Origin of the sequence: Cognataquiflexum rubidum, from assembly GCF_022538115.1 — a bacterium.
GTDB lineage: Bacteria > Bacteroidota > Bacteroidia > Cytophagales > Cyclobacteriaceae > Cognataquiflexum > Cognataquiflexum rubidum.
Genome location: NZ_JAKZAL010000008.1, coordinates 206,100 through 231,574, shown reverse-complemented (window position 1 = coordinate 231,574; position 25,475 = coordinate 206,100). Strand labels below are relative to the sequence as shown.

The following is a 25,475-nucleotide window of genomic DNA, read 5'->3' as shown; positions in this document are numbered from 1 at the left end:
GAAGATATTTCGGAGAAAAGCTATTCGACAGATTGATTATTGCTTCAATTTATCCTTACGTGCAAAATACCGAATAGTCAGATAATTCAATTGCTAGAAGATCAAATCCTATTCCCCTACAATACCCCTCTACTATAATTTCTGAATTTCCACAACGGCCTGTCCCTTCTGCTTTTCAGGAAAGCGTGTGCTATGCTGAGCAAAACCTATACAGCAAAAGTAGATTGATGGTAGGAGACAGAGATCCTAGATCACATGACTTCTCGGTTCAGTTAAGGGCATTTGATTCATCCAAAAGTGGCAATGGAATGGGCATGGCCGTCTTGATGGCCCTGTGCAGTGCTATGTTAGAAAAGAATACCAAAGGCGGATTGGTTGTCGTCGGTTCTCTGAACTTGGGAGGTTCATTGGACATGATCTACAATGCTGTGAACATTGCTGAGCTGGCTGTAGAAAAAGGAGCCTCTACCCTACTGATCCCGCTCAATGCCCGCAAACAACCTAACGACCTATCCGACGATATGATCACCAAGATCAATATTCAGTATTACACAGACCTGAGAGATTGCTTGGTAAAGACATTGATGGAGGGGTATTAGATTTTTTCCTCCCTCAAATCAATTTTTAAGGACAAAAATAAATTTGGGTCTCTTAGCAGTTTTCACTTATATAGTTCAAAAAAGATTCTCCAAAAGGACCTTTTTCCCTATACTGATAATTATGTTCTTTTAGAAACTGATGGAAGGATTTTTTCTTAAGCATCAATGAAAAGGAATTTAACTCTGCATATTTTTTTAATCCCCTGATAAATTCTTTATCACTTTCGGAAAAGCCTATTTCGCCGATTTTAATACAATCTAAATATGTTGTTAGTAATTCAATAAGACCATTCGGCAAAAATTGAAATTTAACTCTAATTTCTTTTTTCAAATCATTAAGTGTTTTGTCCAGTCTCTTATCGTATTTGGCAATAATTATTTTTTTTGCCTCTGTATGATTACATGAATTCAGATCATAAATCAAATTAAAATGCGAAAAACCACCTTGTCCAACTGATTCCTGATATTCCAAAAGTTCCTTCTTTTGAATTAAATCGTTCTCGTACCACACAAGAAAAGTTTTATCAACATTTGAATCCGCTAATAACTTATTCACCTTTGATATTGATTCATTTAATTCGGTCCTATATGATAATCTTCCTTTTTCAAAAAAAGAGAAGGGTTTAGAATTGTAATTTCCCCTTTCTGGAAAAGAGTTTCGAAGACTTCTTCTCAATAACCTTTTATTTGATCCCTCGGAGGTTCTTAAAAATCCTTTTGTCCTAAATATGATATTATCCTTTTCTAGCCCATTAACAATTTCCAAACCAAGATCTTTGAGAAAATTTATAGATTGTATATATTCATTAACACCATACCCAATAATACCCATTTGAATATGATGAGGTATGATAAAAATCTCTTCTATAGCTTTTAGCGTTTTCTTAGGTATCCAATTATTGGCTTGTTTAAAAAAAGTAGTTAAACCTTTTATGTAACTTTCTAGATCATTGGATCTAAGTTGCTGAGTAAGTTCAGAAGGTAATACCAAATTGCTTAAAAATATGTTAGTGGGAATAAATTCTAGTGAAAAAGTTGAAACCATACTGTAGTGCAAACCCATTGGTATTTGTGTTATTGGGGTTTTTTCAAATATTTTATTTCCAACCTTTTGAGAATTATCTACTGATGGAAAAGTTTTGCTCAAAAGAAAAAATGCCTCTTGATAATTTCTCTTTAGACCGTTCTTGATACTGAAAAGAAGGGTTTGGTGTATAACCCTATCGTCCAAGTCTACAGACTTTATTTTTGGAGAAAACTCGCTTAAAAATTCTTCCAGTGTGCTTAAGTCCAATTCTAAAAGTTTATTTTTAATATCATGAGGTATAATATACTCCTCAGTAATTTTTTTAACTTTTTCTTTGATCTCAGTTTTAGTGAAAACAAATCCTCTTCGGTAAGAAAAATGGCTTTTAAGTTTTACAATTACCCCAATTTGATTTTCGAATAATTGAAAGTTTTTCGGGTTAAAAATTTTGTTTCGAATTGCGATTTTGTTTGTTGAATCAGCTTCAATATATGAATATTCCTTTGCTAGAATCTTTAAATAAGGTTCAAACTGCATCATAAGCTCCCTTTTAAATACCGTAGCACCTACAAAATTATTTTTACAATTCCCTAAAAAATATCTTAACATTTCTCTTACGATCAAAAATTCATAAAAGGTCAATGGATTAAACAGTGTCGAAACAAGGTTTTCTGGAAGTAAATATTCCTCATCCATTTTTTTAAATTCTTCAATTGTAATCGCGCATTCTAAAAAAGATAAGTACTCTTTACCGTTGAGCCTTTTAAGTTCATTTAAATATTCTTCTTTTGGCAATAGAACAATAAGGTCTTTTTTGCCAAACTTACTAAATGATGAACTTGACTCTTCTCCGGTTAATATTTTTTCTACAACTTTAAGATACTTTACACTTTCAATTACATCATCTTCATTTTGTGAAAGTGCCTTTTCCTTAATATCAGATGGAATACCCAAAACTTCTGACATTAATGTCCATGAAGTTTTATCAATTAAATATTCGGATTTTTCATAACTCATTGAATTGAAAAATAAAAAGTTACTTGACTTAACTTTCCATTTTAACATCGCCTTTACTCTTACTTTTCTATCCTGATATGGTTTTCCCAATGACCAATTTGTAAATTTTAGCCATGTAACAATGCTATCATCTTCTAATTTTTTTGCATTTAAATACCCTTGATAAACTTTAAATAGTTTACCTGATAATAATAATTTTGGAAATTTTTCTTCATCGTTAAATTCTCGTTCATAAAAGTTATGAATGTCTAATAAATAGCCTAATTCATATCCGAAAATCCTAAACTTACCTGGCAAAACAGAAAATACAATCAGGGAAAAATAAAAATCTAAATCATCACTTTTATCTTTAAAATGATCAGCATTAACCAAAGCATCAAACTCTGATTTTTTTTTCAGCCAATTGAGAAGATGACCTCCTTTCAAATGAAGCTTTGCTTGTTCCCAATAATTTTCATTTGATATTACTTTCTCGAATAAGGCTTCAGCTGAATGGAACTCTTCATAGGAAAATCTGTAAGGATCTATATCGAAGTCAGACTCTTTCAAGTTATTTTCAACAATCACCTTTCGTAAAACATCAATAGCCCTGTTTACTGGTATTCTAAAGAATTCCCTGTTATTGTTCTCTCTATAAGGGTTTAGAAACTTATGGACCTCTTTCTCCGCCAAATCACAATTATCAACTAATGTCTGATAAACAATCTGAAAACTATGGGGAACCCCAGATGCTTGGGATAATTCTGCCGCGCGGATCTCAGGGCTTCTAGTGGATTTGCCCACTTTTACTAACCCTGGCATAGAAATGTTGATCAAAATATACACATAGCCTTTTGAGCTAGAATTGGGTGAAATCATGTATGGGTGTTTAATTAATTTTGTTCTCTTGAAAATTAAAGCATTTATTTTTTATCTGCTTTTTCGTGAAAACCTTTTCCATTCTCAATAGGGTATTCTTCATTGTGGTTTTGGATCTTTTCCAAGACAATCTCTTTTATGTCCAATCCGTAGTTTTCAGCCAAAAGCAAACTATAAGAAAAAACAGTAGCTAATTTTTCCTTGATTTTTTGCGTATTGACTTCCGTAGGATTTTCTCCTAGAAATTGCTCCAATAATTTTGATGCTTCAATACTCAAGGCCACAGCTAAATTTTTAGGGTTTTGAAATTTAGCCCAATCTTTCTCTTTTCGTAACCTTATCAATTCAACAATCATCAGGTCAATAGAATTATTCCAAGGATCATATTTGTCAATTGTTAAAATCAATTTCCTGTTCGTTTCATTGACATAAGGATCGGCATAAAGGCCCACTCCATCCGCGCTTATTGACAATTCTTCTCTAAAATCCGTAAAATTAAGTTGGAGAAATCCGTTTGCCGCCAAAAAACTATTTACTTCATCAAAACATGTTAAAAGATCTCTGTTTTCCAAAAAGAAAAATCGCATAAACTGAAACTCACTGCACATAAAACCATCATAGTCCTCTGGGTTAAAATCATGATTCCTAATGACATCTTTAAGTTTTTCCATAAAATTATTTGGAAAGTGTTAAAGCCAGTTGATATTCCTTATCAAATGGCATCTGAAGCTCCCTCAGCATTTCGGGTATGGCAATGGCCCAACTGACATAATAATAGGCAAGTAACTTATATCCGGTAAAAGTAGTATTGGGGATTTTATTCAGCTTGTATCCCTTTTTCTCTGGGGAAATTCCTGTTTGACCAAGCATTGCAATTTCATAGGCAATTTCCTTGACTTTGTCATTTGACATTCCTCTAAAATGTTCCAAGGCCCCTACCATATACATGGCCACCGCCATATTGATGTCTTTTCCTGCATGCTCTTCTTGGAATTTCTTCAGACTCTCTTCTTCCTCAAGGTCAAAGGAATTTAATTGCATGGGATCTTGCTCGATCTGTGTCAGAACATCTTCCGGAGATTTTGAGGATGGTTGGTTCTGAGACCTGTATTCTATTTCATCTACAAGTTCAAAAAAGGATCCCAATTCCAAATCCTCCCCCCAATGCTGCACGAGCTCATATTCCTCCCCTTCCTTTCTATCGCTTCTATACTCTTTGAATTCATCCCAAAAAAGGTCTGCTTGGTCTTTTTCAAATGGACGGAGGGCATATTGCTTTTCCATTTTAACACCAAACAGGTCCTCAAAATGTCTTGCTGAAACGACATTGAATATTCTGCTTTTGGTCAATATATCCGGAGGAGAAAGTTCAATGATTTTGGGGTCATTGACCGCCTTATGGCCTTCCTGATTCATCTGGTATAATGATCTGAATTGAATATACCTCAACTCAGGGTACTGATTGTATAAGAAATCCTCAATAAAGAGATCAATGGCTGTGTTGTAAACTTGACTGAGTATTCCATCAAAAAGGCTTTTTGCATACTTATCAATATTTTCAGGAGAAACCCCTCTCTTTTCAAGTTTCTTTAGGGTGCTCTGGATTCCTTTCCTGAAAGTTTCAATTTTAGAGTCCTTGCCTATAAATAACTTGTTACATTTTTTCTTCCTCGCTTCTTCGGCAAGTTTTAAATGAACCAATTCATGCGCGATCAAATGATCTGTCTGTGGGTATTTTGGGTTATGAAGAATTTTATGAAAGTCTCTGTGGTGATTTTCTGCAAACTCTACCTTGGCGGCTGTGGAGATGGTTGAATCCTGTTCAATTACAACCTCTTTACCTGTCAGTTTCTCAATTTCTTGAATAAAATCAATCAATGATTCTTTTCCTGTCTGTTTTTCAATAAGTGTATCTGAAGAATCCAAAGCCAATTTAAGGGCAGTCTTATAGACTTGGCTTTCCAATTTTTGTTCAAATCTTAAAGCCTGAATGGAAAAATCAAAAGCACTTCTGAAATCACCTTTTTGAAAATTAAGTAAGCCCATCCCTAAAGTGATATTGGGGAATTTTGGATTCGCTTTATACGCCTTCCCCAAGTATCTTTCGGCAAGTGTAAGCTTTCCGGCTTGTAAAAATGTGCCCCCGATATTATTGAGTGCGATATAATTTTTGGGGTCAGATTCAACCACTTGGTCGAAATAAGTCATTGCAACATTCAAATCGTTATAATACCTGAAATAGATGTTTCCCATCAGAATCAATGCCCAATGATTTTTGGGATCCCATTTTAAGGCATCGATCAAAATATCAATGGCTTTTTCATGGTTTCCTTCTTCCTCATAAGATTGGGCAAGAGTCCTGTGGTATTCACTTACAGGTGGATATTTGCTGATTAGTTCTTCCAAGATTGGACGCGCTTCTGAAAACCTTCCGTGTTCACATAGTTTGTTCGCTTTCTGAAATGCTGCCGGATCTCCGCCTAGAGGAGCATCAGGGACATTGATCTCTATGGTGTCCTCTGAAATCTTCACATCAGCCGAAAGCTGTCCAACGCTGTAAAACTCCTTCAACACCCGGATCAATTGATCATTGTCATGGATGTCTATGGCAGGAAACAGTTTTTTCAGGAATTCTGAACGTTGATAAATTACTTGCATAGGGTAGAGAAATTCACAAAAGGCTCTTTGAGGTAAATATAGTCTTTGGAGACGGGATGGGCAAAGGAGAATTAAAATCAAGCATAGTACAAAACGTTATTCGTTTAAACCGCAGAGAGTTAAAAAAGGTCTATAAATTTTTATTAGATCATCAAATTGAAAGTGCGTGGATATGTGTGACAATTGTTTATATTATTGACTTTAATATGTTTAAATAATTAACAAATATGGAAGTGGTAAAAGTAAAATCCGAGCTGAAACAAAAGGAAGAACAGATCAACCAAAAACTCAATAAGATTATTGCGTCCAATATTGACCCTTTTCCTTTTGATAGGATAAATAAAGCCAAAAAGCTAATTGCTATGATTCATGAATGCCAAAAACACATTGAGTCAGATAACCTTTTACTTGCAGGAATGAAACTGAGGGATTTGGAACTGGAGGGGCTGGTGTTGAAGGGAGGGTGATTAACCACGGGATCAAAATGGAGTTTTAAGTACTTTCAAATAATGGAAATGAGCAAGGGTTGTCAGGCTGTCTGCTTCTCGTTGTCGGGTTGAAAAAGTTCCGCCACGGCGGACAGGTGTAATTGTTGTAATTGTTATAGTGGTTTTAATTATTGTCGCTGAATCAAGTCTTTGATCTTTTGTCTTGCATCTTGTGTCTTTTTTGTTGTCTGGTTCGCGTTGTCAGGTTGTCAAGTTGGTAGAAAACCCCGAAGGGGTGACATATTTATAGAAAAAATGTGAAATGCGTTGGGTTTGGTTTTGGCTAATTTGAAGGGTGATTGGGAAGTTGCTTTCCGCCAAAACAGGGAAGGTTATTTTTTAACCACAGATAAAATGGATGAACGCAGATATAAAATCTTCCGCCACGGCGGACAGGTGTAATGGTTTTCGTGTGTTGGGGTTGTTGAAAGTCTTTTTTTACAAAACAAAATCCGACAGAAATCCCTCAGAAATAAAAGGTAATTTGATTTCGGATTTAGGATCTTTTTCGGTAGAGAAAGACTCCTCCTTAATACTCAATCTGAGTGAAGAATCAATTTTTAGGTTCGAAATGATTCCAAAAATAACGGTATTCAAAAAAATCATAGCTTTAAATTGGGTTATCCGGCAGATGGTTCCTCCCTACTCAGTAGAGGAAGGAATTATACTTGGAGCTATTTTTTGGGAAGGAAGCCCTTTGCCTTTTTAGGAAGAATTAACCATTAAATAACTTGGATTTGAATTCACTGCTTTTTATCAACCATATGTAACATGTCCTTAACAAAAGGCCTTCAGGATTATTTTTTGGTTATTAAAACATAACAAGGATATAAAAAGAAACTAGACCTCCGACCGTCCCTCACATGGTAATTTTGGAAAGTACTTAAACCAATTTAAACCTATTGATTATGGGAAATTTTACTTCCAAACAAACACAAGCAACGCTTCGAATGTGCGTAATCTGCAGTGTGATCTTTTTTTCGGGAGGATTGTCAGGAATTCAGGCTAAAGCCTTACCTGCATCTTCAGACATAAAAGACTTTGCAGTAGTCACAGGAACTGTTAAAGATGAGACAGGAGCGCCGTTGCCAGGTGCAGCACTTCTTGTCAAAGGAACGACTACCGGAACCATTTCAGATCTAGATGGGAAATTTTCAATCGATGTGCCCAATGATGCAATCCTTGTGGTTTCTTATTTGGGATATACTACTATGGAAGTTCCCATCAAAGGACAATCAGTACTATCGATCCAAATGCAACTCGACGATTCTCAGCTTAATGAGTTTGTTGTGGTAGGATATGGTACACAAAAAAGATCAGATGTGACTGGCTCCATTGGTTCTTTAAAAAATGAAGATTTCAACCGGGGAATAATTGCCAATCCTGTAGATCTTTTGCAGGGGAAAGTTGCCGGAGTGAATGTTACCTCAGTCAGTGGGGAACCCGGGGCAAATCAGAATGTAATCATCCGGGGAATCGGAAGTTTGCGCTCAGGAACACAGCCACTTTATGTTCTTGATGGCTTTTTGTTGGATAATTCCGACACAGGAATCGCTTCCAATCCGCTCAACTTCTTAAATCCTAATGATATCGAAAGTATCGATGTGTTAAAGGATGCTAGTGCCACGGCCCTTTATGGCTCCAGAGCATCCAATGGGGTCATTGTAATTACTACAAAGAAAGGTAAAGCCGGAACTTCTCAGGTAAACTTGTCAGCATCTACTGCATGGTCTTCGATGGCCAATCAAATTGACGTTTTCGAGGCAGATGAGTTTCGACGCCAAGTAGTGGCAGTAGGTGGCAATTTGGAGGATTTCGACGGAAATACCCGTTGGCAAGATGAATTGACCCAAACAGGGTTCTCTCAGGATTACAGTTTATCCATGAGCGGAGCAAACAGCGAGAAATTTTCCTATTTCGCTTCCCTTGGCTATCTAGACAAGGAAGGCATTTTGAAGAATAGCAATTTAAAGCGCTATTCCGGTAAACTGAACATGAATCAGAAAGCTTTTGAGGGAAGGTTAATCATAGACTACAATCTGACAGCCTCCTATACTGAAAATCTCCGGCCAAGCATCGAATCTACCATCAGTGATATGCTTAACTTGAATCCCACGATTCCTGCCTTAACGGATGGTGAACCTACCTTGCTCAATACCAATGCCTTGAATCCGATCAAGCGAAATCAGCTCTACAGCGATAATGCCGCAAACAACCGGATCTTGGGTACCATATCTCCCTCTTTCGAAATCATAGAAGGCCTTACTTATAAGTTAAATCTTGGGGTGGATTATTCCACTACCAATAGATATGTACAGTATAAGCCGTTCACCGAAGTTGTAAATGAGTCCAATGTGGCAAATGGTAGTTTGGATCAATTGATTTCTGCCAATACCAATAGTCTGGTAGAAAATACCCTAACCTATAATTGGGGTAAAGCCAAGCACAATTTCACTGCACTGGCAGGTCATTCTTACCAGACATTTTTGGACGAATTCAGAGGTACTTCCGCCAGAGGATTTGCAGCTAACAATATCGAACCTAGATTTCAGGATCAAAACAGCACCAGTGAATTTCCGACCACGATAAGCGCTTCAGGGGTTCGGAATGAATTACAATCCTTCTTTGGCCGATTAAATTATGTCTATGATGAGAAGTATTTGTTTACGGCTACAATCCGTGCAGATGGTTCTTCCAAGTTCGGAGACAATAACAAATATGGCTACTTTCCTTCTTTTGCTTTGGGCTGGAATGTGACGAAAGAAGACTTTATGGCCAACTCGTTTTTTGACAACCTGAAAGTTCGTACCAGCTGGGGACAAACCGGAAATCAGGAAATTCCATCCAAGATTACCCAAGCAAGTTTCTCAGAGGATCGATTAGCCACCGGAGCTGGCAGTCTCAATACTTACCCTATCGATACCCAGGGAAGGACTTTGGACGACTACCCGTATGGGATTGTTTTTACCCGATTGGCAAACCCTGACTTACAATGGGAAGTATCTACCCAATTTAATGCGGGAATCGACTTTGCTATTTTAAATTATCGATTGACCGGTACTATGGATTATTTCAACAAAGTATCCTCTAACATCCTTTTAGAAGTAGTTCCAGCCGATCCGATTCAGCCTACCTCTACTTTCTGGGATAACATCGAGAGTATGGAGATTCACAACAGTGGAATCGAATTGGCCTTGAATTACAACAGCAAGCCGCAGCAAGCCTTTTCTTATGTAATAAGTGGTAATATCACTTTGATACAAAACGAAGTAAGAGATTCCCCTTTTGCGGTATTAACAACAGGTCAGGCTCAAGGTGCCGGTCAAACTGGAGCAACCATCAACGGTTACATCAACAATCAGCCGATCGGCGCATTTTACATGCTTCAGTTTGATGGAATCGGAGAAGATGGACTAAACAGATTTGTGGATATCAACGGTGACGGTGCAATCTTGGACAATGACCGGAGCGTAGTAGGTAGTGCGATCCCCAAGGTGATTTATGGTTTCAGCACTAACCTAAGGTACAAGAATTTTGACTTTGGAATGAATTTCAACGGAGGCGCAGGAAATGAGATCTACAATCATACGACTATGTCTCTCTTCACTAAGTCTCAACTTTCCAGATCCAACAACACCACGGATTTTGCAGTCCAATTCCCCAACGAATCCTTTAACAATGCCAATACGGTCTCTACCCGATTCCTGGAGAGTGGATCCTACTTGAGATTGAACAATGCCACGATGGCATATAATATAAGCCCAGATAGGCTAGGAATGGGAAATGCCTTTCAAAATATCAGGATTGCTCTTACCGGTCAAAACTTGTTTGTGATTACAAACTATTCTGGATTTGACCCGGAAGTGAATACGGGAGCAACTTCTGCAGGAATTCAAACCTTTGGTATCGATCGATTCACTTACCCTATGGCTAGGACCTACATGGTCAACCTGAATTTAACCTTTTAAAGAACCTGTAGATAATCATTTCCCATGTGAGATTCCTTGTGGCCTCCAATAAAAATATAATCATATGAAAACTATAAGTTTTAGCAAAATAATAACAACAGTCGCTTTTTTTCTCGCTTTTCTAAGCTGCACAACATTGGAGGAAGAAATCCTCGATGAGTCACTGACAGGAACGGGTCAAGCGGAAATTGTGAGTGGGTCCATAGCTCCGGTATATGGCATGATGCGTCAAGTATGGCTTCACACGACCAATTTTGGGCTTCAGGAAGTCGCATCTGATGAAGGAATCCTTCCCTATCGAGGTGGTACGGACTGGTTTGACGGAGGTAAATTTATTGCCGTACACCAGCATCTGATGACCCCTGGAAATAGCTTGGTGGGGGATACTTGGACTTTTGTTACCCTGACCTTGTCCAGAGCAGTAGCAGCGGAAGAGCAATTGGGATTGGAAGTGCAAAATGGAAATCCGAGCGCCCAAAATCCACTTTACGAAATGATTGCGATTAAGGCATACCTAAACATGATGGCTCTGGACAACTGGGGACTTGTTTTCAGAAAGGAACGGTCTAACCAGCAATCAGAGATCCTTAGAAGACAAGAAGCTATTGATTATCTCGAGTCGGAGCTCCTTTCAGTAGTTGATGTGATCAGCAGTAACAGTGTTCCCGGTAGAATGAACAAGCATGCAGTTGAGGCATTGTTGGCCCGTCTTTATTTGAATGCTGCTGTATATCGAGATCCATATGGAACGCCCAATTTCAGAGTGGAAGACATGGACAAAGTGATTCGATATACTGACAATGTCATCAACGGAGGCTATTCTCTGTCACCGGAATACTTTGACTTGTTCAATGATAATAATGTTACAAATAAGGAAATTATATTTTCACTTGATCAGAGAGGGGTACTTCAGACCGAACACAGCAGATGGCAATATTGGTCTATTTCCGGGGATCAAGTCCCAAGACCGGAATTTCCCAATACGAGAGGTACAGATGCAGTTGCGGCCACTCCGGACTTCGTTCAGACTTGGTACGACGCCTATGGAGATGTGGATCCAGCCGACGCTGATGCCCGTTTTTTTCAGGAGAAAACGATCGTTCCTGAAAACCTCAGAGACCTTACTGGCATAAACCCCACCAATGACGCAGATCATTATTATTGCGTAGATCCATTACTATTTGAAATGGATAGAGGAATCCTTCGAAATGTCATCTGGGGACCAAGAAAAGATGCGAGTGGGAACATATTGAAGTGTCCGGATGGTAAGGTGAGAATCTACCCGGTGATCAACAGAAGAAGCAGCGGTTCAAACATTCGCTATGTGGATCACACCTTCCAGGTAGATTTCACCAATCAAGGAAGTCTTCACAATACAGGTCACCGATTTTCTAAATATCAATTTAGCAGAACTGCTCCAAACTGCTGCAGCAACAGTAGTGTGGATATCGTTCTGCTCAGATTAGGCGAAGTATATCTGATGCGTGCTGAAGCCAAATTGAGAAAAGGCGATAATCCTGGAGCTCTTGCCGATATCAACACGCTGAGAACTTCTAGAAATGCACGTCCTGCCCAAACTCCAGCTCCACTGAATTCTATTGATTTGGATATTCTTTTCCGTGAATCTGGATTTGAACTATACTGGGAAGGTCTGAGAAGAATTTACCAAATCAGATTTGGAAAATATGAGGATAGCTGGACCGAAAAGACTGACAGTGATGTCAACAAAAGATTGTTCCCGATTCCTCAGCGAGCGATAGACGGAGCTTCCAACATTCCCGGATTCCTTGAACAAAATCCCGGATACTAAAAATTCTCAAGTGGTATTATATGACCAAAAAGCCGAACGGATTCGTTCGGCTTTTTTCATTCTTTAATTACCAATCTCTAAACAGTTACCGACGGATTGTAAGTTAAATTAAGAATCCTAGTCAACCTTTTTCACGCTCAAATCCCGAAGATCAATAGAGAAATCATCAGAAGGAAGACCATTGCAAAGCCTCCCGAAAATTTCCAGAAAATCCGAGAATTGAGCATTCAAAGATACGTTTCCTGTTTTGAGATTTCTCTTGTGCAAGCTTTGGTATACCGCCATTCGTGCCATTGGGATTTTATAACTTCCAAGGTCACCTCCATTTTTGATTAAGTAAAAATCCTCCATTAAATCACCTTTATGGTGAGTGCTTTCGATAGATTCTAAAATGGCGTTCAGAAGTTCTCCTTTTAGATCCGCCGGAGAATCAATCCACTCTTGAAGTTGGGGGTGGGTGATTCCATTCACCAAAATTCCCAAATCGGTCGGCCAATCGGATTTCAAAAACCGCAAACGGATCAATTCCTGAAGGTGAAGCTGGGTAAATTCCACATAATCGACCGCGTCCAATACCTTCAGATTCCAGTTTGTAGCACCAGTTTTCTGACTTAGCCACTGATGTTCCATTTTGTAGAGATCGAAAAACTCGTCAAATCGGTCTACTTTCTGCAAAAGATGAGTTTGTACTTCCATAGATTTATCTGATTCAAGTTTCATGATTTTGTATGCCGGAGGAAAGGCTGCTAAAGACGGTACCTGAATGTTTACCAGCTGCCCATTTGAATTTTCGTCTTGCTTTCCTGTGTCGTTGATGTGCATGTGACCTGCGAAATGCACCCGGATACCTGCGGCTGCATAGAGTTGGGATACATTCTTTTCAGGAACGCGACTTAATTGAAAATTACTAATACCAAAGAGTTTTTTCATTTCTGTAGAAGCTCCTTCATGAAAATCCGTGAGGGGATAATGACTAAAGGAAACCAGCGTTTTTCCACGCTTTTCAGCTTCTTCACTGATCTTTTTGATCCACTCGAGTTGATGCTGTTTTGTTTTCGAAGCTAAGTTGAAGCCGATACCGGATCCTCTCCAAGCGGTGGAATCCGGTTGATTCGCATCACCGGAATAAGTATAGACATTGCCATCAATGGCCAAAAGCCAAAGTCCTTCTACAGGCTCAACGAGATAGCTGGCATCCGGAAGCATCCATCCTGATTTGGGATCTGGGAAAAGTCGCGCGCGGATGGATGATTCCGCGCTGACTTTATGAAAATCATACCCTTCGTAATCAAAGGTCATAAATGGATGTGTCCAAAAAATATCTTGTGCTCCGGGATTGAATCCAAAGCCTTTCAATTCCTCACAGATTTCAAAATAGCCCCAATTCTTCATCTCGGAACTTACCGCAACTTCCTTGTTATCATTTTTAGGTTCACTCGATACCGCCTGATTTTGCCCATTTTCTCCCATGAAATCTGATTTACCATCAGGTCCGCCAAAAGGCGAAACTGGATCGTGATTTCCCGTCGTGATGAAAAAGCGCATGCCGTACCGGTCTGAATAATCCTGAAGAATTCTTTTCAAGGCCAAAATATTCATCGGCTGACCGTCATCCGTGTAGTCACCCGGAAGTGCGACAAGCTTGATTCCTCGCTTTCGCAAATCCTCTAATGCCGCTAAAAGCGCAAAGTAATTTTCATTGAAAAGGCGGGTAGAATTTAGCTGACTTTCCATGGTGCGGATAGTCGCATGCTTGCCGGTTTTCGGATTGATTACCCCTTTGAAATCATCCGACTGAAAGTCCCCATAAACATCCTGCAAATGGATATCAGCTAGAAAAGCCACTTTAGCCTCACTTCCAGATTGGGCCAAAAGCGGCACCCGAGGCCAAGAATACATAATACCTACACCTATTAGTGCAGGAATGAGCTTGGAGTAATTCACTTTTGAATTAAAATAGGGTTTGTTCTCTCAAAAGTTTTGTTTTCAAAACTCACCGAATAGTCCGATGGGAAAAGACGTGAAGGCATGTAATAATCGGTGGAAATTACCTGAGCGCCGGAGGCTTTCGCTTTTTCGAACTTGGTATAGTCTCCTGTTCGGGCTTCTTTGGTATCGGAGTCGGCGCGAGTTCGAATGATGTAGCCTTTTGTTACAAGTTCTTGAATGTAGGTCTCATTGGAGATAGGATCATTGATGATTCTAAAGCCAGCTTCCGGGTTTCCTTCTTTCAGATTGACGAAGAGCACGGCATTTTTTAGTCCTGGTTTTTGGGTTAGGTAACGACGGATTTTCTCTTCGCTTTCATCCAGCACAAAGAGAAACTTGCCTCTTGCAGCATCCATTTCCGGCCAGTTGCCTGCCAGGACAGCCTTTTCGACAGATTCATACGCACCTCGAACCTGATCAGGAGTAATCAATTTGTCCATTCCCAAGTAAGTCCTGACTTCCAAATCGATGCTATCCAAGGCCATACCTGAAAAAGAAAGTGGGCTAACAGTCATCGGAACTAGTCCGTCTTTGGCATTGATCAAGACAAATACAGGGTGGTGATCGGGATTTTTATTACTCCAGTCCCTTAACTCCAAAAGGGCGTTTTTGAAAAGTAAGTGATGGGATTGTACATCCAAATCCTGAACATGAAAAAGCTTCAATCCGGGCTCCTGCAGTTCTTTTTTGGAGTCAAAAATAGTCCCTTCGGGTAGCATTGCCAGGGACTTGGGATTGGTATATTTTCCTCCCATGGGATCATGAAATACATCCAATTCCAGGTTACGAAGTCCCAGATCCAATTGCTCTGAAAGCGGCAAATGCTCGTATTCCAAACTTTTCGCAGCAGCGGGATTGATTTTTTGTAAATACTCCAAAATCGGGGCGGGCATCGCGCTTTTGTAACTGTTGTGGCTTCCGATAACTTGGGTTTGATTCAACCTTGGATTCTGTGCTTTGGATACAACGGCAAATGCCAAAAAGCATAAAACAAGCGAGATCAATCTTAATTTTTTCATCAATTCAAAAGTTTTTGAACAAACAAGATGGGGCTTTTTGGCATCATGGACAGGTTTTCTATGTCAACTTATTGTTAACATTCATTTCCTTAGAAATCTTACAAGGCCCAAGTCAATTCGGAACTCCAACCCAATAACATAGACTTTTTGAAGAAAGAATAAAGGATCGAAAGGTGAACCGGACCTCGGGCATTGTTATCCCAAAAGGCACTTTGGTTTATGTTTTTGTTAAATCACCAAAACAGGTAAAAAACAGGGCCATCCGATAAGTTGCCCTGCTTACTTTTGAAGATGAAAAAAATATTTTTCCTCCTTCTGTCCTCGACAGTCTTTGCTTTGCTGGCAGTTGGGCAGGACCTTCCCACTTACAAGCTCCACTCCCACAATGATTACCTGAGAACTGTGCCTTTTTGGGATGCTTTTGGGGCAGGATGTGCTTCGATCGAAGTGGACGTGATTTTGCAAAAAGGGGAATTGATGGCAGCCCACGAAGCAGAAAGTATCCGGACGGAGCGGACTTTGAAGTCCCTTTATTTCGAACCTATCCAAAAGGCCAAATCACTTGGGATGATAGATGCCTTTGACTTTCACTTGCTGATTGATTGCAAAACTGAGGCTTATACTACCTTGGATCAAATAGTAAAAGATGCTTCCGAATTTGAGCACTTACTCTTTTCAGAGCAAAATCAGACTGGCCTCAAGCTGATTATTTCTGGCAATCGGCCCAAACCCGAAGATTATAAAAACTATCCGCCTTACCTATTCTTTGATTATCAAAACAAAGTGCTCAGCCCGGGACTTCCTTGGGAAAAAATTGGAATGGTCAGTCTGAGTTTCAGGCAATTTTCAGTTTGGAATGGCAAAGGCAGAATTGTCCAATCCGAAAGGGATTCATTGGTGTCTTTTATTTCCAAAGTACACGCTTTTGACAAGCCGGTCAGGTTTTGGGCCTCTCCTGACAGCAAGTCAGCATGGAAAGCTTTTGCAGACCTTGGGATAGATTACATCAACACAGACCAACCCTATGAGGCAAATCAGTATCTCAAAAATCTGGAAAACAACATCTTTGTAGGTACAAAAATCCACGAGACCTATAAGCCTGAATTCGACCATGACGGAGTGGAAAATAAAATTGATCGGGTCATTATGATGATTGGAGACGGAAATGGATTGGCGCAGATTTCAGCAGGGATGTTTGCCAATGGAAACCAATTGAACCTCACGCAACTCAAAAATATCGGTTTTGTCAAAACCCAAGCGGCGGATGATTTTACTACCGACTCAGCAGCAGGAGCAACCGCCTATGCCACAGGACAAAAAACCAATAACCGGGCTTTGGGAACAGGAACAGATGGAAAGGCACTTCAGAATATTACCGAAATCCTCGATTCATATGATTTCAATAGTGGAATCATCACCACAGACAACCTTACCGGGGCAACTCCCGCCTCCTTTTATGCGCATCATGTCGAACGGGACGACATCGATAAAATAGCCCAATACTTGCCTGAAAGCAAACTCGATCTTTTTATCGGAGGAGGAAAAAGGGATTTCACCCAATTTGGGACGGACAGGTTGAAGGAATTGGAAGAAAATGGCTTTACTATGATGAAAAGTATGGGAGAAATCGCGAATTCCCCTGCGGAAAAAGTGGGGTATTTTGCTTCTTCCAGCGGGATGCCTACGATGGCCAAAGGCAGAGAAGATTACCTTTTACAAAGCAGTAAAAACGCTATCAGCTTTTTGAAATCGAAAAAATCACCGTTTTTTCTGATGGTGGAAGCTGCCATGATTGATTCGGGCGGACATGCCAATAGTGGGAGTACTGTTGTCACCGAATTGTTGGATTTTGATGAGGCAGTGGGTTGGATGATCCAATATGTCGACCAAAACCCAAATACCCTTTTGATCATCACCGCAGACCACGAAACTGCCGGATTGAGTTTGCCACAGGGAAAAGTGTCAGGAAATGAAGTGGAAATGGCGTTTCACAGCGACGATCACACCGGGATTATGGTGCCGATTTTTGCCTATGGGGCACATTCAGGCGAATTCAGGGGAGTGTATGAAAACACCGAGGTATTCCACAAAATCATATCCCTGGTCAACCAATACCATCAGCCAGAATAAATCTCTAAATCATAATTGTAATCATATTACTTTTTTCGATGGATTGTCCATCAAATCGTCACTTAGTGCATTTTCGGAAAGGATATTTCCACAATGGGACGGGGTGCATTTGGCTGGAAATTGTTTATGGCAGGAATCCTGGTTTCTTGGATACTGAAAAAAGTAATAAAATAAAACCAAGGGCTTGAACCAAACCATTTTTAAGTCATAGCAGGTAAAAAAAAAATGACACTGCCAAAAGCAGTGCCTAATTCCTGAACAGACGAAAAAATACCTTTGAAGAATTATCACAAATGTATGCTTCATTTCAATCCAACTTTGGATTCGAGGGTTATCAAATTGCTGTCATTTTGGTGCATTTACCCTGACGGTTTTCACAAAAAAATAATCCAAATCAACCCTTTCTTGTTCCTATATTAAAATATCACTTAACATTGGACTTCGGCTTTTTGATTTTAGGTAAATTTGACCAAAACATACATTAATAATGAAAATGAAGAACTATACCCCTTTGAAGGCAATAACAGAATCAAGGTTAAACTATGCGAAACTTTATCTGGAAGAACTTAAAAATCCTGCTATTTCCGGTTCTGAGATTGAGAAAGCGCATCAATATTCATTTCTGTTCCATTTAAAGGGTGTTGTGGATGCTTTTTTGGTAGAAATCAACGAAATCTATGGACTAGGACTTAAGAAAAAGCATCTAACCATCGATAGCCTTAAAGTTTCTAAATCAGATTCCAAAAAACCCATCAAAGAGGGCAAAAAACTCAGTAAGTTGATGGAAAAGGACAATTGGCTTTCAGAACTGAAGTCCTTTGATCCTAATAAATTGAAGGCGGCGAAAAAATCCAAGAAATCTAAGGACAAAGATGAATCATCTACCTTGGAGGAAGAGAAAAGTGCCATTCAAGTAACTTCTGTTTTGGAAAAGTTTGATGCGTGGCATACCAAAATGGAAAAATTGATAACTGAACTTCGGGAATCAGCACTTGACGCAAGTGGGAAATCGGCGAAAAAATAACAGCCTTAATTTGTAAGTTTTTAATTTGACTCTCAGGTTTCAAACCTGAGAGTTTTTTTTACCCTTGACTTATTATAAATCGTTTTGGATGGAAATATTTTTTACTTCGCCCCAGAATACTGAGAGAGCACATAAGGTGAAACTTGTTGTCTGCTTCGGGTGGTCAGGTTGAAAAGGTTCCGCCACGGCGGACAGGTGTAATTGTTCTCGTGGTTGTAATTGTTGTCGGGTTAGAAAAGTTGTAATGGTTCCGCTACGGCGGACAGGTATATTGGTTTTCGATGTTTTCGGGTTGGTAGAAAACCCTGAACGGGTGGCATGTTTATAGAAAAAATGTGAAATGAGTTGGGTTTGGTTTTGGCTAATTTTATGGGTAGTCGGGAATTGGGCCTTTCGCCAAAACAGGGAAGGGAAATTTAACCACAGATTTAAAGGATTTGCACAGATGGGACAAGTGGATTTTTTACCACATAGGGTCATAGAGAACATAGAGGTGGATTGGTTCAGCCACGGCGGACAGGTGTAATTGTTGTAGTGGTTCTAGCGGTTCCGCCACGGCGGACAGGTGTAAGTGATGAAATTGTTATAGTGGTTCTAATTGTTGTTGATGGATCAAGTCTTGAATCTTATGTCTTGCTTCTTGAGTCTATTGGTTGGTATTCTCCATCCTTTTGATCTTGGTTTTCCACGACATCAACCTGTTGTGGAATTGTAAAAGGGATGTGACAAAGGAAAACAGAAACAGCATAGCTATAAAAGCAACCGTCAGTCCTACCAATTGGTAACTGATAAAGCCAATCAGGATTATCCCGGACATCAGTCCCACTATTCCCAAGCTGCTTGCTTTGTGTCTCAGACCGGTGGTCAATACCAAATGGTGAAGGTGGGTTTTGTCGGGATTGAAAGGACTTTTACCGGATTTCATTCTTTTTCTGAAAACACGGAGAGCATCAAAAACCGGAATAAGCATGACCGCCACCACGCCAAGGATTACCAAAGAGACGTTGGCTGTACTCTGTGCGGATTGGATCAGCCTGATTCCTGATACCACCAAAATAAAGCCCATCATCAATGAACCTGCATCTCCCATAAATACTTTTTGGCTTTTGCTCAGGTTAAATCTCAAAAACCCAAACAATCCACCGATGTATGTCAGAAATACCAATGCAAGCAGAAACTGATTGGTCAAAACAGCCAATACGGTGAAAACCGCAAAGCCGGCAATGGCAAGTCCTGCCGCAAGTCCATCTATGCCATCCATCAGGTTGAAGGCATTTACAGCCCCCGCGATTACTACCACGGTAAGACCGTATTGCATCCAATCGGCCAATTCATAAATACCAAAAATACCGTGTAGGGATTCGATTTTTATTCCTTGGGAAAAAATGAAATGCGCCAATACTAGCTGAATAGCAAGTTTCATGGTAGCTCTCAATTCAAAAAAATCATCTATCACGCCCATCATCAATAAAATGCTCATGGCGAGGTAAATATTTTTGAAACCCAAAATGTCTAAATCAAAAGGCAAAGCCAAGCCTAAGGCCAAAGTGGTGGCGATGAATATCCCGACACCGCCAATCAGAGGAATGGGCAAAGTATGTACTTTCCGGAAGTTGGGTTTGTCCACCATGTTGATTCGGAAGGCAATTTTTCTCAACACAGGTATCACCAAAAGTGTCATTAAAAAGGCGGCCAAAGGGCCAATGATATGGATCGAATTCATAGAAAAGGTAATTAGAAGTTTAAATTGGTTTTTAAGTGGGCATGGCCCAATTCAAGGAGTTGGTCATAGGGGATATTTTTGGTTTCGGCTTCCACATTGGCCTTTTCTGAGGTGTTCAAGGCCTCTTCTACCAACAGTTCATATTTGAAGGCAATATGGGACCAAGTGTACCTGCGCTTGGCGACTGCCCGCATTTCTTCCCCTACCAGTTTCAATTTGGCAGTATAGATTTTGTTGATTTCAGCAATCAAACTTTCCTGATCGGAAAAGTACAGGGCCCTGTTTTCAGTGGTGACTCTGTTGTAGGAAACACCGTTTGCCAGGATAGGTAAGCCTAAGTACATCGCTTCTACCAAGGAGGGATTGGTGCCTCCTGCCGAATGACCGTGAACATACAGAGAGGCATTTCCGCGGAGTACATCCAGCTTTTCCTGGTTATAGATGGGATCCAAAATGTGGATATTGGGATGTTGACCGTATTTGGTTTTGAGGGACTTTCCGTAGTCACTTTTGTCCCAATTGCCTACGATGACCAAAGGCATCCGGCTTGTTTTGGTAAAAGCTTCCAAAATGACATGCACCATGTTTTCAGGCTCGATCCTGCAGACCTTAAAGGCATATTGCTCCTTGAGAAAAGGATATTGTTCCGTTGCTTCTTCCGTAACCGCAACTTTCATAGTATGGTCTGCCCCGTACTCGATGATTCTGCTCAAGGAACCGTATCGTGCTGCGGTGTAATCCTGAATGGCTTCATTGTCTGAGATGTCGATGTGGGAGTATTTGACCGCCATGCCTTCTGCCCAAAACAAGTACCACTTGGCCAAAAGATTCCACTTGTCTCTTTTCCACTCAATCCCATCTATGGAAATGATGATTTTCTTATTGGTAAAGATCCGAACGAAAGGTAAAATCCACGCACCCGCAACCCCAAGGACTAAAAGCACATCCGCAAAAAACAGTGCGCTTATGATTGATAAGGTATCGTAGGGGATGCTTTGGATTCCGTTGGCATCAAAAGGCAGGTACTTGAGTCTTGCCCCTTTATAGCTTGAAACCCTTTCTGATTTGCTGTACTTTTTACCCGAACAATAGACAGTGATGTCATGTTTCTGTCCGAGGTCTTCGATGAGGTGCTCGGCAAGGGTTTCAAAGCCACCATAATTGGCAGGAACACCCACTGTCCCGATGATGGCAATTTTCTTCTTTTGTGTTAAATTTTTGCTCATGATTATTTCAATTGTTTGCTTAAGGACGAAAGCAGTGCCAAAACAATAAAATGCTTTTATTCAGGAGATTAGCGAATATTTGACAGTATCCTATTTTCCATTTTTTGGAAATGAATTGCAAAATGGAACAGGATTGAAAAGGGATCAAGGGAATTTCACTTCTTTTCCTTTAGAAAATATGCTACACTACCTGCACGGTTTTGAGAAATCTCTTTTGCTCAAAGGATGCCACATATTCCAACCATGACATTGCTTTTTGGTCTTTGAGGGAAATCTGTGCATGGGTTGTATCTACTTTCCAATCAATAGCGAGGTATCGGTCAAGGGGATAAACCCCGATTTCCATTTCAGGATTGTAAAAAGCATCACACTTGTAAGAAAAGATGGTCTTGTCTTCCAAAACCGAAAAGCCGTGAAGACATCCTTTTGGAATAAACAATTGGTTTTTGAGCGTGCTGCTGATTTCTACTGTGAAAATTTCACCAAAGGTGGGTGAGTCAAATCGGGCATCCACCACCACATCTATCACGGTTCCATGAATTACCCGGATAAGTTTGGCTTGGGCGGATTCTCCTCGCTGCGCGTGGAGTCCACGGATGACACCGTAGTTTGACATGGATTCATTGTCCTGAACAAACTCCGTTTCAATTCCGGTGATTTGTTCGAATTTTTCGCTGTTAAAGCTTTCTAGGAAGTAACCGCGTTCGTCTTCAAAAACCCTAGGTTGGATCAAGAAGCAATCTTTGATATTGGTTTTTTGTATTTCCATCACTTTATGGTTTAGTATTTTATATTTATCCTCTTTTTGGCCAGTAAACAGATATTTCTCTACAAGCGGGACGGAAGACGGAAGTCGGAAGTCGGAAGTACCGCCCATTTCGGTCCTCTGCCATGATTAAGATGGAATTATCATTTTTCTGGCATAATAGCGTAAAGCCGAATTTCAGTTTATACCTAATCAAACAATCCTGTTGATTTGCTCTAGCATGGTTTTTTCTTTGAATACCTCTAATCTTTTTAAAGCCGCTTTGGAGAAATTTTGGAAGTTAATAGGGTTGGCCATCAGTTCAAGCAGCTTCTTGTTGAGCGATTTCCTGTCTCTCGGGTCCACACTGTACCCCGTCACTCCTTCTTCAATCACCTCCAAAATCCCTCCCACCGGAGGCACAATTGCAGGTAAACCGTAAGCCATTCCTTCGATGATGGTCAGCCCAAATGTTTCTATCCATCCATCAGGTCGGGAGAGGTTTACAATCACATCTGCCCATTGGAAAAAGGGATGGAGGTTTTTTTGGGAAGGATATATTTCAAGATTTTGCGGAAAATGCTGACCTGAGAAAAAGGAATCAATTTCTTTTTGACCGGCATTCAAAACCATTCTGAAGGAAAAATCCATGTGGTCTTCGGCAAGCTGTATAAATTCATAAAGTCCTTTATATGCTTTCAAGGAGCAAACCATCAAAACATGTGAAGGGCTTTCATTTTTTTCTTTGGTTAAAACTTTGGACAAAAAATTTTCATCAATGGCATTGTACACCAAATGGTTGGGAATCTTGGTGATTCCATGACTTTGCGCCACATATTGGGATACATTGATGATATCGGAAGCTGTCCAAGACACCACTTTAAACAAGAACCACTTCAAAATTGTAGGGGAGACCGTGCTCTCATGAATGTGGTAAATCACCCGGCAGCCTTTTAACTTCCCTATCAACGCCGCTCCGAAAGGCAAAACTGTGTTGATGTATAGGGTATCTGTTTTCTTTACCTTTCCCAGCATCTTGAAGAATAAGATGAGCTGACTCAAGGAATAATAGATCAGCCTCAACCAGGGATTGGCTTGGAATTTATACCATCCGTGATGATAGTTTACTCCTTCCAAATTGGAAAGAAAGCCATCTTGGTGAACCATGGTATAAAGATGTACTTCCTTCCCTTCATGAATCCAGCTTCTGATGATTTGACCAAGCACTTTGGGACTGCCGCTGCGGTCATTCAATAAATGAAAAGCGAATACTCTAGGTTGTGCTTTCATAAGTCGGCGTAGACTTTCTGAAGTTGTTCCCCTCTCCTATCCCAATGGAAGCAGTTTTCAAACTGCTTTCTTGCAGCTATTCCCATTTTTTTCCTTTTCTCGGGTGATGCATGCAACTCTTGGATGGCAGCCGCCAAGCCCGTAACTGTTTGGTCATAGTCTCCCATCGGAATTGCAAAACCGTTTTCACTGCTGATAAATTGCCCTGGGCCCTCATTGTCCAGACAGATGACCGGCAGACCAAAAGACAAAGCCTCAGCGACTACCATCCCCGCCCCTTCGTGGGAAGGAAAGAGAAATGCAGAAGCATCTTTGAATTTTGCCATCAGTTCTCCCCTTTCAATCCAGGAGATAAATGTTACCCGATCCGCCAATTTCAAATCAGTAACCAAGGATTTCAAAAACCCTTCCTCCGGTCCGCTTCCAATCAAAAGTAGTTCGCAGTTCTCTTTGTCTTTTGCGTCCAAACCGTTCAAAAACTCAGAAAAGGCACGGATAGTCAAATCAAATCCCTTGAGCGGTACAAAGCGTCCCGCTGATATGAGGGTGAATTTGTCCTTGTAACTGTCGAATTCTTTCCATCCAAAATCCTGGGTAGCTACTGAAGGTGCGATGGAATAATTGGACTGAATGCCTAAAATATTTGGTACACTGTTGTTCATGCAGAGGATATGGTCCGCATTTTTGACAGTCTTGTGCAGGGCCGGAGAGATTTTCCAGAAAAATTGCTTGACCATCCAAGTCAGGCGGTCAATGATGCGGTATTTATTTGCAAAGGGCTGGAGGTATTGGGCAGGAATCAGAGGATGATGTCCCACAGGTCCCCAAACAAACGGCTTATCCAACTTCCAAAGAAACGAGGGAGTCCAGTCGTTGTGAAAATTGAGGTTATGGACGATATCAAATTTCAGGTTTTGCTTCTTGATAAAAGACATGATTCCACGCTGCCAAATCAGGTAGTACAGCATGGCACCTTGTCCGCCTTTCTTCCAAAACCGCATCCAATATGGCAAATCGAAGTAGAGGAATTGGATATTGTCATACAGGCTGTCCGGATTTTCAGCAATGTATTTTTCAATGTGCGGGCGGTTATTTTCTCTTGTGATGGCAATTACTTTGTTGAAGCGTGCTATCTGCATTACGAAATTCCAGCCCATACCGTCTTCTGAACCTTTAAATGGATTGATGGCATAAGCTGTAGCTAAGATTGTTTTCATATTCTTGTTTTTAAAAGTTTTGCGGGGACACCCCCGATAATAGAATTTTCAGGAAAGGATTTGTTTACCACAGCACCTGCTGCGATGATGCTTCCTTCGCCGATTTCCACCCCATCCAAGATGGTCACCTTGCTGCCGATCCAACAGTTTTTGCCGATTTTGATGCCTTTCCTTGTAACTCCCTGATGGCGGATTGCTATTGACAGATCGGATGCGATGTGATTTTCGGGATGGCAACTGAAGTACTGACCGATAATCGAATCATCTCCTATCTCCAATCCTCCTGCCCCGCCCAAGTAGGCATATTCACCCATGCCCACGTTGTTTCCGATTTTGATGTATTCACCCAAATGGTTAAAGGAAGTAGACACCACTACCCTGCTGAATGCTCCGATACTGACATTATCACCTAGCTGCACGCCTTGCTTTCCCAATGCGCTGATATAGACATCATTTCCCAATTTCAGGAATCTTCCAAATGTGATTTTGGGTGTATTGAAAAAGCTGACCCGCTTTCCTAACATTGCCATTTTGGGATTTTTGAAGAGAAACAGCAACTTCAAACCTCTCAACAAACCCCAGCATTGTGTCCAGATAAAGGAACAAAGCGCGACATTACCCAATGCCGGATCAAAGGTGAAACTAGGATTGCGCCTACGGATAGCTTTTTGTATCAGGTTCTTCATA

Annotated in this window: 18 protein-coding genes; 7 read left to right on the top strand and 11 right to left on the bottom strand. The window is 40.4% G+C overall.

Features of this window, described 5'->3' with window-relative positions; translation table 11 throughout:
• The first annotated feature begins 227 nt into the window (after positions 1-227).
• Positions 228-599, top strand: coding sequence for a S16 family serine protease (locus MMU05_RS11085; RefSeq protein WP_241141748.1), 372 nt, complete (start codon positions 228-230; stop codon positions 597-599).
• 52 nt (positions 600-651) lie between these two features.
• On the opposite strand, the gene MMU05_RS11080 is transcribed toward MMU05_RS11085, so the two are convergent.
• From MMU05_RS11080 to MMU05_RS11070, 3 genes are read right to left on the bottom strand one after another with little or no spacing between them, the layout of a single operon-like run.
• Entirely contained in the window at positions 652-3,501 is a 2,850-nt protein-coding gene (locus tag MMU05_RS11080; RefSeq protein ID WP_241141747.1) for a GIY-YIG nuclease family protein, read from the bottom strand.
• A 44-nt stretch (positions 3,502-3,545) separates the two neighbouring features.
• Positions 3,546-4,172 carry a MazG-like family protein gene (locus MMU05_RS11075; RefSeq protein ID WP_241141746.1) on the bottom strand — a complete coding sequence of 209 codons (627 nt, stop codon included), beginning with the start codon at positions 4,170-4,172 and terminating at the stop codon, positions 3,546-3,548.
• 4 nt (positions 4,173-4,176) lie between these two features.
• Positions 4,177-6,159 (bottom strand): tetratricopeptide repeat protein, encoded by a 1,983-nt coding sequence (locus tag MMU05_RS11070; protein ID WP_241141745.1) that lies wholly within the window; start codon positions 6,157-6,159, stop codon positions 4,177-4,179.
• A gap of 227 nt (positions 6,160-6,386) precedes the next feature.
• Between MMU05_RS11070 and MMU05_RS11065 the strand changes: the two genes are divergently transcribed.
• The 4 genes from MMU05_RS11065 (at position 6,387) to MMU05_RS11050 (ending at position 12,425) form a co-directional block, all read left to right on the top strand.
• A complete protein-coding gene (locus MMU05_RS11065; protein ID WP_241141744.1) occupies positions 6,387-6,626 on the top strand; it encodes a hypothetical protein in 240 nt (79 codons plus the stop codon).
• A 379-nt stretch (positions 6,627-7,005) separates the two neighbouring features.
• The gene (locus MMU05_RS11060) at positions 7,006-7,356 is read left to right on the top strand and encodes a hypothetical protein (RefSeq protein WP_241141743.1); all 351 of its coding nucleotides are present in this window, start codon (positions 7,006-7,008) and stop codon (positions 7,354-7,356) included.
• 199 nt (positions 7,357-7,555) lie between these two features.
• Positions 7,556-10,615 carry a SusC/RagA family TonB-linked outer membrane protein gene (locus MMU05_RS11055; RefSeq protein ID WP_241141742.1) on the top strand — a complete coding sequence of 1,020 codons (3,060 nt, stop codon included), beginning with the start codon at positions 7,556-7,558 and terminating at the stop codon, positions 10,613-10,615.
• Positions 10,616-10,679: 64 nt separating this feature from the next.
• Positions 10,680-12,425: a RagB/SusD family nutrient uptake outer membrane protein gene (locus MMU05_RS11050; RefSeq protein WP_241141741.1), complete on the top strand. Its 1,746-nt coding sequence runs from the start codon at positions 10,680-10,682 to the stop codon at positions 12,423-12,425.
• A 117-nt stretch (positions 12,426-12,542) separates the two neighbouring features.
• Here MMU05_RS11050 and MMU05_RS11045 read toward each other — a convergent pair whose 3' ends face one another.
• Both MMU05_RS11045 and MMU05_RS11040 read right to left on the bottom strand, forming a co-directional pair.
• The gene (locus MMU05_RS11045; protein ID WP_241141740.1) at positions 12,543-14,324 is read right to left on the bottom strand and encodes a metallophosphoesterase; all 1,782 of its coding nucleotides are present in this window, start codon (positions 14,322-14,324) and stop codon (positions 12,543-12,545) included.
• Positions 14,325-14,365: 41 nt separating this feature from the next.
• Complete coding sequence (locus tag MMU05_RS11040; protein ID WP_241141739.1) at positions 14,366-15,433, bottom strand: phosphatidylinositol-specific phospholipase C1-like protein; 1,068 nt, start codon at positions 15,431-15,433, stop codon at positions 14,366-14,368.
• 291 nt (positions 15,434-15,724) lie between these two features.
• Between MMU05_RS11040 and MMU05_RS11035 the strand changes: the two genes are divergently transcribed.
• On the top strand, positions 15,725-17,563 hold the full coding sequence (locus MMU05_RS11035; protein ID WP_241141738.1) for an alkaline phosphatase: 1,839 nt from the start codon (positions 15,725-15,727) through the stop codon (positions 17,561-17,563).
• Positions 17,564-18,050: 487 nt separating this feature from the next.
• Entirely contained in the window at positions 18,051-18,587 is a 537-nt protein-coding gene (locus MMU05_RS11030; protein ID WP_241141737.1) for a DUF6586 family protein, read from the top strand.
• A gap of 646 nt (positions 18,588-19,233) precedes the next feature.
• Here MMU05_RS11030 and MMU05_RS11025 read toward each other — a convergent pair.
• The 6 genes from MMU05_RS11025 to MMU05_RS11000 form a co-directional block, all read right to left on the bottom strand.
• Positions 19,234-20,310 (bottom strand): glycosyltransferase family 4 protein, encoded by a 1,077-nt coding sequence (locus tag MMU05_RS11025; protein ID WP_241141736.1) that lies wholly within the window; start codon positions 20,308-20,310, stop codon positions 19,234-19,236.
• An 11-nt stretch (positions 20,311-20,321) separates the two neighbouring features.
• Positions 20,322-21,536 carry a DUF1972 domain-containing protein gene (locus MMU05_RS11020; RefSeq protein WP_241141735.1) on the bottom strand — a complete coding sequence of 405 codons (1,215 nt, stop codon included), beginning with the start codon at positions 21,534-21,536 and terminating at the stop codon, positions 20,322-20,324.
• 181 nt (positions 21,537-21,717) lie between these two features.
• Positions 21,718-22,305 carry a dTDP-4-dehydrorhamnose 3,5-epimerase gene (gene rfbC, locus MMU05_RS11015; protein ID WP_241141734.1) on the bottom strand — a complete coding sequence of 196 codons (588 nt, stop codon included), beginning with the start codon at positions 22,303-22,305 and terminating at the stop codon, positions 21,718-21,720.
• 189 nt (positions 22,306-22,494) lie between these two features.
• Complete coding sequence (locus MMU05_RS11010) at positions 22,495-23,571, bottom strand: glycosyltransferase family 4 protein (protein ID WP_241141733.1); 1,077 nt, start codon at positions 23,569-23,571, stop codon at positions 22,495-22,497.
• On the bottom strand, positions 23,568-24,788 hold the full coding sequence (locus MMU05_RS11005) for a glycosyltransferase family 4 protein (protein WP_241141732.1): 1,221 nt from the start codon (positions 24,786-24,788) through the stop codon (positions 23,568-23,570). The genes MMU05_RS11010 and MMU05_RS11005 overlap by 4 nt, the downstream gene beginning before the upstream one ends.
• The gene (locus MMU05_RS11000; RefSeq protein WP_241141731.1) at positions 24,785-25,474 is read right to left on the bottom strand and encodes an acyltransferase; all 690 of its coding nucleotides are present in this window, start codon (positions 25,472-25,474) and stop codon (positions 24,785-24,787) included. Before MMU05_RS11000 ends, MMU05_RS11005 begins: the two co-directional genes overlap by 4 nt.
• Position 25,475: the final 1 nt, after the last annotated feature.